Source organism: Enterococcus sp. 7F3_DIV0205 (genome assembly GCF_002141365.2).
Taxonomy (GTDB): domain Bacteria; phylum Bacillota; class Bacilli; order Lactobacillales; family Enterococcaceae; genus Enterococcus_L; species Enterococcus_L palustris.
This window is the reverse complement of sequence record NZ_CP147244.1, coordinates 2,694,230-2,710,883: the sequence shown is the minus strand read 5'-3', so window position 1 is coordinate 2,710,883 and position 16,654 is coordinate 2,694,230. Positions and strand designations below refer to the sequence as shown.

At 37.5% G+C, this 16,654-nt stretch carries 16 protein-coding genes; 4 read left to right on the top strand and 12 right to left on the bottom strand.

The window, feature by feature from the left end; all coding sequences use genetic code 11:
- Positions 1–9: 9 nt before the first annotated feature.
- Complete coding sequence (pgmB, locus tag A5821_RS12720; protein ID WP_086315032.1) at positions 10–660, top strand: beta-phosphoglucomutase; 651 nt, start codon at positions 10–12, stop codon at positions 658–660.
- 53 nt (positions 661–713) lie between these two features.
- Here pgmB and A5821_RS12715 read toward each other — a convergent pair whose 3' ends face one another.
- Positions 714–1,229, bottom strand: coding sequence for a ClbS/DfsB family four-helix bundle protein (locus A5821_RS12715; protein WP_086315029.1), 516 nt, complete (start codon positions 1,227–1,229; stop codon positions 714–716).
- 131 nt (positions 1,230–1,360) lie between these two features.
- Here A5821_RS12715 and A5821_RS12710 point away from each other — a divergent pair, with 131 nt between their 5' ends.
- Positions 1,361–2,167: a MerR family transcriptional regulator gene (locus tag A5821_RS12710; protein WP_086315027.1), complete on the top strand. Its 807-nt coding sequence runs from the start codon at positions 1,361–1,363 to the stop codon at positions 2,165–2,167.
- A 119-nt stretch (positions 2,168–2,286) separates the two neighbouring features.
- On the opposite strand, the gene nagA is transcribed toward A5821_RS12710, so the two are convergent.
- The 11 genes from nagA to A5821_RS12655 form a co-directional block, all read right to left on the bottom strand.
- Positions 2,287–3,432, bottom strand: a complete 1,146-nt coding sequence (nagA, locus tag A5821_RS12705) for an N-acetylglucosamine-6-phosphate deacetylase (protein ID WP_086315025.1) — start codon at positions 3,430–3,432, stop codon at positions 2,287–2,289.
- The gene (locus A5821_RS12700) at positions 3,429–4,199 is read right to left on the bottom strand and encodes a DeoR/GlpR family DNA-binding transcription regulator (RefSeq protein WP_086315023.1); all 771 of its coding nucleotides are present in this window, start codon (positions 4,197–4,199) and stop codon (positions 3,429–3,431) included. Before A5821_RS12700 ends, nagA begins: the two co-directional genes overlap by 4 nt.
- A 121-nt stretch (positions 4,200–4,320) precedes the next feature.
- Positions 4,321–4,890, bottom strand: a complete 570-nt coding sequence (locus A5821_RS12695; protein WP_086315021.1) for a hypothetical protein — start codon at positions 4,888–4,890, stop codon at positions 4,321–4,323.
- Between the two features lie 116 nt (positions 4,891–5,006).
- Positions 5,007–6,287, bottom strand: a complete 1,281-nt coding sequence (locus A5821_RS12690) for a cell wall protein (protein ID WP_086315019.1) — start codon at positions 6,285–6,287, stop codon at positions 5,007–5,009.
- A 426-nt stretch (positions 6,288–6,713) separates the two neighbouring features.
- Positions 6,714–8,144: an amidohydrolase gene (locus A5821_RS12685; RefSeq protein ID WP_086315017.1), complete on the bottom strand. Its 1,431-nt coding sequence runs from the start codon at positions 8,142–8,144 to the stop codon at positions 6,714–6,716.
- A gap of 63 nt (positions 8,145–8,207) precedes the next feature.
- On the bottom strand, positions 8,208–9,083 hold the full coding sequence (gene sdaAA / locus A5821_RS12680; RefSeq protein WP_086315015.1) for an L-serine ammonia-lyase, iron-sulfur-dependent, subunit alpha: 876 nt from the start codon (positions 9,081–9,083) through the stop codon (positions 8,208–8,210).
- 19 nt (positions 9,084–9,102) lie between these two features.
- Entirely contained in the window at positions 9,103–9,762 is a 660-nt protein-coding gene (gene sdaAB / locus A5821_RS12675) for an L-serine ammonia-lyase, iron-sulfur-dependent subunit beta (protein ID WP_086315013.1), read from the bottom strand.
- Positions 9,762–10,961 (bottom strand): MFS transporter, encoded by a 1,200-nt coding sequence (locus A5821_RS12670; RefSeq protein ID WP_086315011.1) that lies wholly within the window; start codon positions 10,959–10,961, stop codon positions 9,762–9,764. Before A5821_RS12670 ends, sdaAB begins: the two co-directional genes overlap by 1 nt.
- Positions 10,962–11,143: 182 nt before the next feature.
- Entirely contained in the window at positions 11,144–11,407 is a 264-nt protein-coding gene (locus tag A5821_RS12665) for a hypothetical protein (RefSeq protein WP_086315009.1), read from the bottom strand.
- Between the two features lie 19 nt (positions 11,408–11,426).
- A complete protein-coding gene (locus A5821_RS12660; RefSeq protein ID WP_086315007.1) occupies positions 11,427–11,714 on the bottom strand; it encodes a hypothetical protein in 288 nt (95 codons plus the stop codon).
- A gap of 92 nt (positions 11,715–11,806) precedes the next feature.
- Positions 11,807–14,164, bottom strand: a complete 2,358-nt coding sequence (locus A5821_RS12655; protein ID WP_086315005.1) for a helix-turn-helix domain-containing protein — start codon at positions 14,162–14,164, stop codon at positions 11,807–11,809.
- A 145-nt stretch (positions 14,165–14,309) separates the two neighbouring features.
- Between A5821_RS12655 and A5821_RS12650 the strand changes: the two genes are divergently transcribed.
- Both A5821_RS12650 and A5821_RS12645 read left to right on the top strand, forming a co-directional pair.
- Positions 14,310–15,083, top strand: a complete 774-nt coding sequence (locus A5821_RS12650) for a DeoR family transcriptional regulator (RefSeq protein WP_086315003.1) — start codon at positions 14,310–14,312, stop codon at positions 15,081–15,083.
- 169 nt (positions 15,084–15,252) lie between these two features.
- A complete protein-coding gene (locus tag A5821_RS12645; protein WP_086315001.1) occupies positions 15,253–16,644 on the top strand; it encodes a glycoside hydrolase family 1 protein in 1,392 nt (463 codons plus the stop codon).
- Positions 16,645–16,654: the final 10 nt, after the last annotated feature.

Below are 16,654 nucleotides of genomic sequence, written 5' to 3'. Positions count from 1 at the left end.
AGAATACACATGAAAAAAGGCTTTGTTTTTGATTTAGACGGCGTTATTACCGATACAGCAAAATTCCATTATATTGCTTGGAAAGATTTAGCAAAAAATCTAGGCATCACAATCGATGAAGCGTTCAATGAAACATTAAAAGGCATCAGCCGCATGGATTCTTTAGAGAAGATTTTAGCTTATGGTCAACGAGAAAATGATTTTACTTTAGCAGAGAAAGAAGCACTCGCGCAAACGAAAAACGATGAGTATGTTTCGCTTCTGGCAGACCTTTCAGCGCAAGACTTATTGCCAGGCGTTCATGACTTTTTAGTTCAGGCAAAAGAACACCACATTCCTTGTTCGATCGCATCCGCTTCTAAAAATGCACCGATGATTTTAGAAAAGTTAGGTGTTCTTGAATTTTTCGGGCATATTGTTGATCCGGAAACACTAAAAAAAGGTAAACCTGATCCGGAAATTTTCGTAAAAGCAGCAGCTAGTATCAATGTCGCCCCAAAAGATGCCATTGGTTTTGAAGACGCACAAGCGGGAATCGAAGGGATCAAGGCAGCTGGAATGTATGCTGTTGGGATTTCCCCAACAGAAGTTTTAACAGGTGCTGACTTACAAGTTGCTTCCATGACTGAACTGGATATTGAGCAACTAATCAACCAATAAACTGAAAAGAAGAAGAAGCGAAAAACTTAAACGCTCCTTCTTCTTTTACATTTTCATGATGTTAAAACAAGTTTTTTCCATTTACGGATCTTCGTTCGAAAATTGGTGAATGGCGCAACTGTATTGATATGTACCCATTTATATAACGGCCACATCGCTTTTGTTGTGGCATAGTTTCTCTGACCTGCTTCGAATAATTCTTTATCCGAAAGTGTCTCCAACCATAAGCATACCTCATTAACCGATGCTCTCAACATTTCTCTTTGTTCAACAATACTATATTTCCCATACTTCTCATAAAATGACTGATACAAACCACCTAAATTATTCCATTTGTACCCTGGTGCAGGTGTTTCCACTATTTTTCCAGCTTGTTCCTCTTTTTCCCATTGAAGGATCAAATTCACCCAGCCAAGCTGATAAGACAGATTTTCAGAAGGCGTTTTGTCTACCTCTTCGATTCGTTGATTCTTCAACAATTCAGGTACTTGTTCAAATTCTTCATCATACTTCTCATATCTTTTTTTGATTTCGTCAATTAATTCCTCTTTAGTTGCATAAGTGCGCATAATTGTACCCCTTTCACGTTATCTTCTCTCTATTTTAAACCTTGCCACAATGTCAAAGTCAAGTGTACATATACAAATAAAAAATAGTATACTAAACTAACAACTAGACCATCTGTTCAAAGGAGAAAAATATGTTTAAAATCGGCGAGTTCTCTGAATTGACGAATATCAGTCCGCGCATGCTGCGACACTACGATAAACTAAATTTACTTAAACCTGTAATCAGTCATAAAGAAAATGGCTACCGTTACTATAAACCTGAACAAATCAATCAGGCCAATCAAATTCTTTCCCTTAAAAACATTGGGGTTCCGTTAAAGGACATCAAAGTACTTTTGGCTAACGAAATCAACCAAACGGACTATTTGATCAAACACCGAAAAAAAATCGAAACTGAATTAGCTGAAAAAAAGCTGCAACTTGCTTATTTAGATCGATTGGAAGAAAAAAATACTGCTTCAATAAGCAAAGCCGTAAACTATCCGATAGAAATAAAGACTATCAATGATAGGTTGGTTCTTTCCTATCGTCAAAAAATAGAGTCTTATTATCATGAGGAACAGCTTTGGCAGAAATTATTTTCTGAAATAAGACCGCAAGACTTAGCAAATTTAGGACCATCTATTGCTGTTTTTCATGGTACTGATGCAGAGATTATAGATATCGAAGTGATGATTGGTATTCCTGATAAGCTTAAACCAACATACCCTCGCGCAACGATGTACTCAATAGGATTAGTCGCTTCTGTCGTTATGACTGGTGCGTACTCAACAATCCCTAACGTTCATGCAGATATGCTGGAGTGGCTCAAATTAAATGAATACATCCTCAATGGAAATATATTTAATATTTATCATTCCAGTCCTGCTACACAAGAGCAGGAGGAATTATATATTACAGAGGTTTGTTATCCTATAAAAATAAAAGCAGATCAATAAAAAGAGTGCGTGACAAAACTTAAACTCAGTTTTGTTTCGCACTCTAAAACTTAATAACCGATGCCTAAAGGTCAATTGCTCTAACCTAATCGACTTTTGTCTCAACCTCGTAGAGTAATTTAATTCAGCGTTCCTTTTAAAATCCGCTTTACAACACGAAATTCCTCATCTAAAAGAATTAGGTCAGCAGCAAATCCTACCGCAATCTTCCCTATGTTTTGTTCTCCCAAAATAGCAGCTGGAGTAGTCGCCCCCATTTTAATTGCATCATCTAGTAAAATGCCCATCTCCACACTCAATTTAAGTGCTTCATTCATCGTTACTGTACTAGATGCCAAGGTGCCGTCTTTTAAGCGGGCAATCCCATTTTCTACAGTGACATGATGTCCGCCGAACTCATATGCACCATCTCCCACACCCATAGCCTGTAAAGCATCTGTGATCAAAACCATCCCATCCGATCCCTTTATTTTATACAATAAGCGAACGATTCCTGGGTGTAAATGAACCCCATCAATAATTGCCTGAACACTGACCTCATCGTTTTCAAGCGCTGCCGTAACCAATCCTGGTGTCCGATGATGGATCGGCGGCATTGCATTGAAACAGTGGGTGATGTGCGTTGCACCGTGTTGAAAAGCGACTTGAGCTTCTTCGTACGTTGCATCAGAATGCGCGATTGCAACAACAACGTTTTTTTCTTTTAGGTAGGTAATCAATTCCAAACAGCCTGGTAATTCAGGTGCTACAGTAACCATTTTAATTAAATCACCTGCTCGGTCAAAAATCATATCCATTTCTTTTAAATCAGGATTTCTAAGATAGTTTGGATCTTGCATTCCTTTTCTTTTACTATTTAAATAAGGACCTTCTAAATGAATACCTAAAATTTTTGCGCCTTCTTCATTCCCAATTACTTCTTTAGTTCGGTCGATCATTGTCAATAACGCTTCTAACGAAGAGGTTACAGAAGTCACTAAAAAGCCTGTACAGCCTGTTTCTAAACATTTTTTTGAGACTTCTTGAATACTTTGGGTCGTCCCATCCATCATATCAAAATTATTAGCTCCATGAATATGGACATCGATCATGCCAGGAATCAGTAATTGCTTGTGACCATCGATTCGTTGATCCACAGCTTCGCTAGAAAAAGAATCATTTTCTGATGGTTCTATCTCTAAAATAATTCCATTATCTATCATGATATCTACTATTTCTAGGTTATCTCCTGTACTTATCGTTGCGTTTTGAATAAGGGTCTTCATTTTTTTCCACCTTCTACAAGAATGATTTTTACTTCGTCTTTTCGCAGTTGCTTGTTTATTGTTTCTGGTAATGGCTTATCTGTGATCAATAGATCGATGTTGGTAAAATCGAGTTTAAAGTTGGTTGTATTCCTAACCTTTGTACTATCCAATAAGACACAAGTCCGTTTAGCATTCTGGATTATCGTCTGCTTCAACTCAATATCTTCTAATTCAGAATAAAACAAACCTGATTCATTGATGCCGGATGCACCGATGAAGGCAATGTCAAAATAAAAGTTAGCCAACTGATTGATCACTGATGTACCATGCAATAAATGAGAAGCTGGGTTAAAATACCCTCCTAGAAGAAAAACTGCCTGCTCTTTACTTTTTTCTGTTGCTGATATGGCGTTGTCGATTGAATTGGTGACGACTAAGACATTTTTCTGAGTGAGTTCTTTCGCAATAAATTGAACCGTAGTGGAGACATCTAGCCAAATGGTTTGGTCCTCACTAATTTGTCGTACTGCACTTTTTGCGATTTGAATTTTTTCTGGACTGTTTACAACTAAACGCTTAGAATAGTCTTCGATTTTTGTCTTGATAATCGGCAGTGTAATTCCACCACGATACCTTTCAGCTAATCCCTCGTTGACGATCAACAAAATATCTCGGCGAATGCTGTCTTTAGAAATTTGGAAATACTCCGCTAGTTCAACTGCATCTAGTTTTTCTTTTTCTTGTAACAACTCTAAAATTTTGGCGATCCGTTCTTTTTGATCCATATACTACCTCCTGATTTATTTTGAGTATAACAAATAATCCTATGTTTTGCATATTAATAAGTTTTTACATATCAAACCACAAGTTTTAGTAAGTTTTTATAAAAAAATAAAAAGACCTTTATCAAAAAAGTCTTTTCACAACTATATTTCTTTGGTGGTCGATTTTGTATAAAACAGGTTGACTGTACACATAAATGAAATCGTATTGTCTCTCAGTTTTTTTCCTGTAGATATGTTTTGCGAGTTGCTCAATGCTTTTTTCATCTTCACCAAATACAAAAATAAACAAATTATTTTCTTGATATACTTTGTAATTGCCACTTTGCAGTTTCTCAACTTTATTGTCGTACGCTTCGATCAGATTAAATAATGAATGCCAGTTATCGATGGAAATAGCGACCTTTTTCTTCGTATTATCCGGTAAGGGTAAATTGATTCTAAGCACTTCATTTCCGTACCTTTCCTTGATGATTTCAAGGATTTGCTTATCGTTATGTATATTGATCGTATCAAGATTCAATGCTTTTAGTACACTTTCTTTGAGTGATTGAGTGACTTCTACTCCAATATTCTGAACTAAATTTTGAATATCTGGTTTATCCAACAAGATTGCCTTTTGATACTTCTCAGGTTCTGATTTTTGAAGTATCTCCAATGCTTTTCGCTCATCCGGTCGTTCCATTGTAGCCATCTAATCACTCCTGCCCTACTTCTATTATAATCCCATTATACTAAAGTTAGGATAAATTGTGGGAACAAAAAAAAGCTGAACACCTGCTTATTGTTTTGCGTTCAGCTTTTCATTTTTTATCTATTCATTGAGCTTTTTTTATACCAGCCTATTGATGCTAAAAATACAAGAAAGAGTCCAGTGATCCAGAATCCGTTTGTACTTGAATCATTCGTTGCAGGTAGTTGTTTTCCTGTGGGTTTCGTCGTACCTACTGGTTTGACTGATCCCGTAGTGTTTTCAGAGATCGTTACTTTGATTACTTGAGTTGTTTCTTTTTTAGAAAATTCATAACCTGGATATTTCTCAGCTAATTTCTTCATTGTTTCATCAGACCAATTGTACGTAACTGTAAATTCAGTTGTGCCAGCCTTCAACGCTGTCCATTTGCCTGCAGCATCAACTTCAATGATTGAAGGGTCTTGAATAGCTGTAACAAAAGAACCTTTGGTATCATCGATTCCTTCGATTGGTTTCACTTTTAGTTGTCCAGTATCACCAACTTTGCCATTAATCGAAGTACTATCGATTGTTGGCGTAATATCTAATAACCCAGCTGGTTTCACTTCTACTTTTACCGAATAAGCAATATCTCGTCTAATCAATGTACTACCTGGATTTTTCTGTTCAATTGCCTTAAGTGATTCATCTGAAAGTTGGAAATCCAAGATAAATTCAGTCGTGCCAGGTTTTAATGCTGTCCATTTCCCATTTGCGTCAACAGAAATAATTTCTCTACCAGCACCTTCTGGAATATAAGCTAAATAGGTTCCTTTCAGATCTGCTACGCCCCCCATTGGATCTACTTTAAATTGACCAGTTTCTCCAATTTTGGCACTCACTAAACCACTATTAAAGTTAGGTGTAATATCCACAGTCTTTTCTTCTGGTTGAGTCACTTCTACAGGCAATTCCTGAGCGATATCTTGTTTGATCAATTGATGATCTGGATATTTTTCTTGAATTTTTTCTAAGGATTCTTTGTCCCATTCAAAATCCAATGTTGCTTTGGTTTTCCCAGCTTTCAGTCCTTGCCATTGTCCTTTTTCATTGATCGAAAGAATACTTTTATCTGCTACTGTGGTTTTGAACGATCCCTTGAGGTCTTTCATTCCCTCGATTTGTTCAACTTGTATTGTGCCCTTTTCACCAATGGTCGTTTTGATTTCTTTGATTTTAAATTTTGGTGTAATATTCATTTCCTTTTTTGCTTCAGTGACTTTCGTCTCTGTTTCAGATACCTCAGCTGTTTTGATTTCAGCCGCTGTGCTATCCTCTGTTGCAAACGAAACCGTCGAAAATGCTAAAAGCGCCGAACTAAATAAAATCCCCAACATCAAACTTTTTACTGTTTTCATTCTTCTTCCTCCCGAGTTTGAAAGCTTAACAGGCTCATTCATCCCAACTGAAAAATTGCGGGACAGTATTTTTTCCCAATCAATTCTTATTTTTTTGAGAATATCATTTCTAAGTGCTTAAAATACTTAGAAATTGATGAGATTGAGGCAAAACATAATGATAGCCTGTGAAACTAGATATTCAAAAATTGTATACGCTTCAATCTTATCAAATTCTAATCAATAGAGCAACCACATGTTTATGATATAAACACTTATTATACGTTTTTAAACTCTAGTCATATAGACTTTGAAAAATTATCTTTCTAAATGACATAAAAAACAAACCACCTTTAAAAATTTATATATGAAAATACAATTTTTTAAAGGTGATTTTATTCTATTATTATGCGTTAAGCTCAATCAAACTGATTGTATCCATTCGTTTTATTTCGGCATTACATCCGCTGGAATCGCAGATTGATATTTCTTTCCGCCTACTGTTACTTGATGCTCTGCTTTGGCTTTTGCTACTAATTCAGGATTTGTCAGCAAATCATAAGCCGTAGTGGCAATTGTTTTTCCTGCAGCTAATAACCCTTTATGTGCTACAGAAGATTTACCATTAGCAACCCATTGCCATGAATGCGGCGGCGTTCCTTGCGGTTCACAACCAATTAAAACTTGAGCTGTCGGACAAACCCAACTCACATCACCGACATCAGTTGAGCCAGAAGTCGCATTTGAAAAGAATAATGGACTAATTTGATCTAAAACTGGCATTGTACCCAGACGCTCAATTTCTTCTTCACTTGCGCTAGGATTACTTTGTCTGGCTCTAACTTTCAGCCCTTCTTTTGTTGCCTCATTTAGGCTATCATAATATCTTTGGCTATATTCTTGATCTTCTTTGGTCAAGTTCATATTTCCAAAATCTTTTAAATTGTCATACATTGCAGCTGTTACTGCATGGTTTGGTAAATAATTAGCGCAAGCAGAATCAAACACGATCTCTAATTCTGTTTCCGTCATCAACGCCGCACCTTCTGCGATTTTGTTAACACGTTTGTAGATTTCTTCGGCTTGTTCTAATTTTGGTGCGCGGATAAAATAATACAAGCTTGAAGTCGGCTGTACAACGTTGGCAGACTCACCGCCAGCGTCCATAAAGGCATAATGGACACGTCCTTCATCAATGATATGTTCACGTAAGAATTGAACCCCAATATTCATTAATTCCGCTGCATCAAGGGCGCTGCGCCCTTGTTCAGGAGCTGCTGCTGCATGAGCAGATATTCCTTTAAAGTTATAATAAATTTGATAAACAGCTAAACTACTTAATCCCCAAGCCATACTTGTATCCATCGGGTGCCACGAAAGAGCAATATCCAAGCAATCAAACACACCATCTCTAGCCATGAAGGCTTTTCCGTAGCCACTTTCCTCAGCAGGACAGCCGAATAACTTGATCGTACCCGTTAATTTTTCTTGTTCCATCAAATCTTTAACACCAATAGCACCCGCTAAGGCACCTGTTCCGAGTAAATTATGTCCACACCCATGTCCATTACCGCCTTCATTTACGGCTTTTTGCTCACCTAAATCAGCGACTTGGCTCAAATTACCTAACGCATCATATTCAGCTAAAATCCCAATAACAGGGTTCCCACTGCCATATGTTGCAACAAATGAATGTTCCATGTTGGCAACACCTTTTTCAATTGAGAAACCTTCTTTTTCTAAAATTTCTAGAAAAGGTTTTACAGATTCACTTGTCGCAAATCTTGTTTCTGGTGTACCCCAAATCCGATCTGCTGCTGTGATAAATTGGTCTTTTTTTGCATCGATCAATGCTGAAATTTGTTGTTTTGCATCCATTCTTATGTTCTTCCTTTCTTAACCATAATCTATTTTCTCATTAGTGAACATACATATTTTAGATTAGCGATCAATCCCAAATAATTCTTTAGCAATTCGCTTACCTGTTTTTGTTCCAGCTAATCCGCCAATGCCAGTCTCACGAATATCCGCTGGCATACTTCGGCCAACGCGATACATTGTTTCCACTACTTCGTCGGCAGGTATCTCACTTTCGATTCCTGCTAAAGCCATTTCTGCTGCACTGATGGCGTTGGAGGTCCCTCCTGCATTTCGCTTGATACAAGGAATTTCTACCAATCCTGCCACTGGATCACAGGCTAAACCAATCAAATTATTCAATGCAATTGCAAAAGCATGACTTGCTTGCTCAGGTGTTCCTCCTGCCATTTCAACTAATGCAGCGGCGGCCATTCCTGAAGCAGAGCCTATTTCAGCTTGACAACCGCCTTCTGCGCCTGAAATCATGGCATTATTCGCGGTGACAAACCCAAAGGCAGCGGCTGTAAATAAAAAGTTCAGCATCTCTTCTCGAGTTGACCTAAACTTTTCACGAAAGGCTAGTAAAACCCCTGGGACCACGCCGGCTGAACCAGCTGTTGGCGTGGCACAAATCATCCCCATCGCTGCATTCACTTCATTCGTTGCCACAGCATAGCATAAGGCTTTGACAAACGTATCATCCGTCAAAACTGTTTTTTTATCCAGATAAGCTTGCAACTTTTTCGCATCATAACCTGTTAAACCAGAGTGAGAGCGTACTCCTTGAACACCTTTGGCAGCCGCTGCTTCCATTGTTTCTAAATTTAAGGTCATTTGATTCATGATTTCCGTTCTGCTACGCCCAGATGTCTCTATTTCTTGTCGGATCATGATTTCGGATATCGTGCATTGATTATCTTTTGCACGTTGGACAAGTTCTTCAATTGATTCAAACAAAATATTCACGTCCTCTAATTTAGCCGGTCGTAGGCATAACTGCTGTAATTCCCGGTATTTCTCTGATTTTTTTGACTAACTTTTGACTAATATCGCTGACCGTTTCAACAAAGAATACTGTTTCTTGATTTAGTTGTTGAACTTCAACAAAAGCTGGATTTTCCAGCGCCATTTCCACACAAGGAAGAGCGGATTCTTTGTCTGCTGTAAAAACTAAGCCATTGCCTTGATCATGATTCAATAATGTAGAATAATGATTAATCTCCGTTAGCTGAATACTGCCTCCCCCAATCGAAATAGCCGTTAAATTTAGTTTTTCTTGTTCATCAATCAACTCTAAATTCACCGTATTGGCGTGTTCCGTTTCTTTGGTACTAACTAAAAACTCAATAGAAACGCCTTGTTTTTCTGCTATTTCAATAGCATCGGGAATTCGTTCATCATGTGTTTCAAATCCTAAAACCCCTGCAACAATCGCAACAGCAGTTCCGTGTCCTTTATACGTTTCCGCAAAAGAACCGAAAAATGTCACGATCAACTTTTTGGGCGTATGTTTATAAAGTTCTCTTGCCACATTACCGATCCTGACCGCTCCAGCTGTATGAGAGCTGGAGGGACCGACCATGATTGGGCCAATAATATCAAAGGCGCTTTTATATTTAAATTTTTTGTCTGACATTATGCTTCTTTTTTCACTCCTAATACACAAAGTCCGCAAAGTAGACTTGCTGCCGCCATGAAACCAAATGCGAGTGTAAATGAACCACCGGCCGCTTTGATCAATTGACCTAAAATCATTGGTGCTAAGAATCCACCTAGTGTTCCACCAGTATTGATGATTCCGATCGAAGAACCGATGATCGATGGGTCCATGATTTTGTGCGGCCACGTGAAGATTGCTGTAAAAGCACTAACCGAAACCATGCTGACTGCGATCAGACAGATCATCGATAAAACTAGATTATTCGATGCGACAAAAGCAGCAACTAAAACCGCGGCTAAAACTGTTGCACTAAGAATAAACATGCGTTCTTTCCCTAAAAATAGTTTTGATAATAGTGCCCCTGCAAACATTGTTGCAGCTGTTTGGAAAACGGCATTGACTGCTAATAAATAACCGATTGTTTTAATATCGATCGCAAATTTTTGCGCTAAGAAACTTGGTAACCAAGACATATTTCCATAAAGTAAAAAGTTTAATAGCAACATTGCGACAAACAAGACTAATACATTGCGATTTGTAATTACTTGACTAAATTTAATAGCTGGTTTATTCGCTGAGCTAGTTTTTGCACTCGTCGCTTGACTAGGAACGAATACAGCCACAAGAACCAACGCTACCGCGAATAATGTTCCCAATGCCAGATAACCATAACGCCAATTTGCATTGATCAAATTGGTTCCTAAAGTAAAAGCTAAGATCCCGCCGATACCAGATGTTGAAAGGATCAATGACTGAATAAAGGTTCTACGCTCTTGCGGAAAATTGTCTGCAATCGATTTTGAACAACTTGGCGGATAACCACCGTGACCAAGTCCCGCAAAAAAGCGGATAACCATAAATAACATCAAACTACTAACTGCACCAAATGCGAATGAGAAAATTGAAATAATTGCGAGTGATAACATTAATACTTTTTTAGCTCCGATTTTATCCGCTAACCAACCGCCAGGAATTTGCATCAATGAATAGCCTAGGAAAAAGAATGACATGATCATCCCAGTTTGACCAGCATCTAAATTAAACTCTTTGGCCATTGGCAAAACAGCTGTGGAAATCATGCTCTTATCCATGTAAATCATCGAATAGCCTGCCATTAAGGCAAAAATCAACCCAGCACTACTTTTATTCGTTACTTTTTCAACTTGTGTCTCCATTTTTTTCCTCCATTGTTCTAATATAAGAAAACGTTTTCCATGGATTTATTATATAAAACAATTCACAAATATAAATTACTTTAATTGCTCAATATAGTCTTAATATTTTTAATCTACACATTAAAAAAAAACGAGAGCAAAAAAGAACTAGTCTTTTTTGCTCCCGCTGTATCTTATTCACTTTATTTCCTCTTGACTTCACCTGAACGACGTTCTTTGATTTCATGTTCTTCCGAGATATTTTTTTGCTGTTGAGCGACATCATATATACGCACAGTACGATCTTGATTCATACCGCCAGATCCAGTATCAACCATTTTCCCCCAGCCCTTCTTGACAGGCGTTCGACCATTCGCTCGTAATCGGTCATTCTTTTCTCTAATCTTTTTGTGCTTTCTTTTTCGTCGATCATCAAAGTAATCTGAGATTTTATCTATCATTTCCATATTATTCACCCCTTACTGGCTATATCAACTCTACAATCATAATATAGAAAAAACTAGCTAGCACATACAGGAGATAGACATTTCCAACCATTTCTCCTAAACGAATGTTTTGCCATTTATTAGAATACGTCTTTTGAAAGGTAATGACCAACATCGCTATTGTAAAAAGAAATACCAAGATGCTTCTGGAATTAAAAAATACGTTCCAATAAGGTGAAGCGGTGGTAATTTGAATTCTTGGTAAAAAATAGTAAATAACAATCGCTAAATTTATCCCAAAAGTTGAAGTATGTTGGGTCTTTCCCATCTTAACAGCCTCCCCCTATCATTTGCTCAATAGATTATATTAAGTTTAGTATGAAAGCGCTATTCCGTCAATGATATCTTTGCTACATTCTCTTAGTATAAAGGTTGAAACAAATACAACTGACAAGCATTCAATGTCAGTGTAGCTTCTAACTCATAGCCAGCTGAATCGATCCACTCTTTTTTTAGTTCAAACTTTGGTACGATCTTTTGCTCCAAATATTTCTGTAATTCATGATCTAACTCTGCTTGACCACCTATCCTGATCCAGTCATTGTAAATGCCGCCGTGATCTTTATCCAAGACATATTCTCGAATCAAATAATTTCCTTTCGGCAACTCTTTTAAATGAACTAACATTTTTTTCGTCTGATATTGTACTTGAAACGTATCGACTGAGTAAAGTGGATCAAGGTAGCTAGAATTATATAATAATAGTTGGTATTGTCCTTGATTTCGCGTCAAAATATAGCCGTCTCCACTAGCAAGAAGTTCTCCTTTTAAATGATTTAAAAAACGGAGTGAAAAAAATAGCGGTCGTCGCAACTCTTCATAAAGAAAAACAGATAAACTGCTATCTTCTCTCGTATGTGTTTGCCGTTCTTTTACTTTGATGTTCAACCAAAAAGCAATACCCGTCACCTCGTTTGACAATTCAACGATCGATTCTAAAATCAGCGCTGAACGGAAGAACGTTCCAGAAAAAGTATTTCCTTCCCCAACTAAAGTGTTCCAGTCTGTTAAAAATAGCTCTGGTGACCAATCTGAAGCCATCGATTTTTTTTCCGATTGGCTTGTGTTGATAACAGACTTCACTCGGCTTAAAATTTCTTGTTGATACTCTTTGAATCGTACCGCATGTTCATCCTTGATCAACGTCGACGCATACGGATCAGCATGAAAACTAATGAATCCCGGTAAACAATGCTGCAATGCTTGCTCAGAAATAAAAGCTTGATACTGCTGATATTCTTCTTCATCCAGTGATCGTAACGACATTAGCCCCAGCTTACATTCGGGAACTAATTGTTTCAACTTACGATAAAAATAATGATACCCCCAACGGCTTTCTTCATTCCATCTTCCACTTACTTTTGGAAGTGACCATTGAATATACCAATGATTCACTTCATCCCTTCCATAACGATTGAGAAAATGACGGATAATTTTCAATTGTTTATCACACCACAATTGAACCTCTTCTTTTTCAGTATAATGTTCTGGTAAATAGAGCTGGATCATCGGTTTCAACTGAATTCTCACTAAAAAATCAAACCATTGATTATTTAAAATATATTCTGATACTAACAAAACATCGTTATCAAAATTCGTTTCTTCGCAAAAGCCCTCGAATTGAACCAAATCAAAAGCTAAATCTTTTTGCAAAATACACAATTCACGCTGAACACCATTCGCTAATCCTTCACTTGCAGGACCGATCTTTATAATTTTTTTACCGCTTTGGTAATGCTCTTGGCGCTCTGTAGGCAACACTAACTGTAAATTCTGTTCAATCGCAGCATTTTCATCTTCTAAATCTTTTTCTACCAAATATCTTGCCAACTCTTGCAATGCAGCAGCGCCTGTTATTTCGTGATAATCAGCATTTTCCGTACTTGGCTTTTCTAGATCTTTCTGTAACGAGTATTTTTTACGATAATTAGCCGGCGTTAAGCCATAGTGCTTTTTAAATACTTGATGAAAATGTTTCGCATTAGAAAAACCATTGTTCAAAGCAACTTTAATTACTGATTGTGCGGTCAACATCAACGATTCTGCTGCATGCATCAAACGAATTTGGTTTAAATATTCAGTAAAGGTCATTCCCACTTGTTTTTTAAAAGAACGGGACAAGTGATAATAAGAGATGCCACTTGATTCTGCTAACGTTTCAAGTGAAATTGGCTGATCATAGTTTAATTGAATCTGATCCAGCAATTGATTCAAGCGCTCATCTGCTATCTCTGCCGTTACTTGAGGAGTTGGGACAACTTCTTTTTTAAACCCTTTGACCAAATTTGTCAAAACTGTGAAAAAGTGCTGATAAATTTCCAGTTCACTTTCATTATTCTGTTTAAAATAAGCTGCCATTAAATGAACTAAGGCTTCACGTAGTTGTTGAAATTTTTCAGACTCACTCCCTTTGTCGGCTCCTGATGTCGAACAATCGATAAAAGGCAACCAGTTGTCTTTAAATTGTGATGTGATCGGCGCTCTAGAAACGCGTAAAGACAGCAACAGATTCTTATCTGAGCTCTTTACCTGAAACTGCTGACGCGGATTGATGACTAATAAATCATCTGTCTGAAGCAGATAGTCTTTTCCTCCAGTCGTCACGACCATACTGCCGCTCAGCATGAGAAAAAGTGTTAAATAGTCACTAATCTGCGGCGGTGCATAACTTACCTTCATCAATGACAAATGAAAAGGAAATTGTTTCGTTTCTCCCATAAATTCAGCCTTCCTTACTTCCTGCTAGTTTGTTTATCAAAATATATCATCAAATCTTCAGTGAAACAAGTTGTCTTTTTAGCGGAAAATTGTCTATACTATGGATAATTTAAAAAATGAGAAGCTTTGAGATAGGAAGATAAAAATGAAAACAAGTCAAGGTGATGTGTTTAGACGACGGGAAAAATTGATTGAGCGGTTGAACACAGCAGACAGCCAAACTGTGAATGAACTAGCTGCATTTTTTGATGTTTCAGCCGTTACGATCAGACGAGATCTTCTTTTTTTGGAAAAGAAAAAGATGATCGAACGTTTTTATGGTGGTGTAAAATTAATCAAAAAACAGCCAGTATCACAGCCTGCGATTCAAGAAGAACGGGTATTTCCTGTTGCAGTATTCGTTGAAGAACTCGCAACTATGCTACCAAATAAGGCACAAATCTTCGTTAGCGCTGGAAATTTTTCTACAGCAATCATTCATGCATTATCTTTTCTTGAGGTCAGTGTTTTAACGAATGATGTTACAGCTCTTTCCATTGATCATCCTGAGAAAAAAGCCTTGATTACAATCAGCGGTGGTGAACTTGAGAAAAATACAAACGCACTTGTTGGTGATTTTGCTATCCATGCTTTTAATAAAATTGAAGCAGATCTTTGTATCGTTGAAGCTGCTGGTTTTAATACACATGAAGTAACGACCAACACGTTGAGCGAATCCTTTATTTACCGCACAATGATCCAGCATACCAAAGGACCAAAAATTGTTTACACCCCTTCTATTAACTTAGAATCAGTTAGCTCATTTATGATCGATAGAACCTATTTATTTGATTTCCTGTATACAGATAGCGCCATCTCTACAACTCTTTTGGCGAATTATCAAGCAAGAGGAATCCCCGTTAAAGTGTTATTTGAATAAAAACGGTATACTAGAAGGGTTCGCTCTTCTTGTAGTAACCGTCTTTGAACTGTTCATAAAAATTCTTTCATGAACAGTTCTTTTGATTGTATTGAATTTACTCATATAATCACTTATTCTAAAGCCAAAGAAAACGCTTCACAAAAAAAGATATAGAATGGAGAAACCAATGACACATACATTTCCAAAAAATTTCCTATGGGGCGCGTCGATTTCCGCCCATCAAACCGAGGGCGCTTATCAAAGCGACGGTAAAGGATTAAGTGTGCAAGACACACGCCAAAGAGATAATCATGAGATCGCTAATTTTACAGTCGCTGTAGATCACTATCATCATTACAAAGAAGATATTCGTTTATTGGCTGAAATGGGCATCAAAATCTTTCGCTTTTCGATTGCCTGGACACGAATTTTCCCAACTGGACGAGGAGAAATCAATCAAAAAGGAATACAACATTATAGCGATGTGATTGATGAATTACTAAAATACGGTATTCAACCTTACATCACCTTGAATCACTTTGATTTACCCCAAGCATTAGAAGATGAAGGTGGCTGGAGTGTCCGCAGTACCGTAGATGCATTCAAACGGTACGCTGAAACGTTGTTTGAAGCCTATGGTGATCGCGTAACACACTGGCTGACGATCAATGAGCCGAATATCATGCTTTTGGTGGACAAGAAAATCCTAGGTAAAGAAATTCCATTACAAGAAAAATACCAACAATTTCATCATCTAATGATCGCTGAAAAATATGCCTTCAAACGTTGCCATGAATTGATCGAAGGCGGACAAATTGGGCCTGTTCCAAATATTTCTCTTGTGTATCCTGCAACCAGCAAGCCGATGGACAATCAAGCTGCCCTTTATTTTAATAGTGTTCGTAATTGGGCCTATCTAGATTTTTCTTGCTTTGGTCGTTATAACGCAGTCTTTAAAGACTATTTAAACCGCAACGATATCACGATTGAATTTGCCGCTGAAGATCAAGAATTAATGGAACATAACTTCCCTGATTTTGTTGCTATGAATTTTTACACCACCGTCACTGTCGAAAAACCAACTGAAAAAGACGGTATGGCAAACGGCATCAGCGATCAGCAAAGCGAAGATATTATGGAGTGGGGCTTTTATAAAGGCTTCACCAATCCTTATTTGAAGAAAAATGAATTCAATTGGACCATCGATCCTGATGGCTTGAAAACCACTTTGCAAACGCTGTATGACCGCTATCATTTACCAATCATTATCACTGAAAATGGTTTAGGCGCTAAAGATGAGCTGACAGATGACGGGAAAATCCATGACAGTTACCGTATCAATTATTTAAATCAACATATCGACCAATGTTTACAAGCTATTGAGGCTGGTGTTGACCTGATTGGTTATAGTCCGTGGTCAGCGATTGATCTGATCAGCGTTCATGAAGGCATCAGCAAACGTTACGGATTTATTTATGTGGATCGTACTGAACACGATGAAAAACAACTCACTCGCTATAAAAAAGACAGCTTTTACTGGTACCAAACATTGATTGATACGAATCAATTGCCCTCTTAAAGAAAGGAGA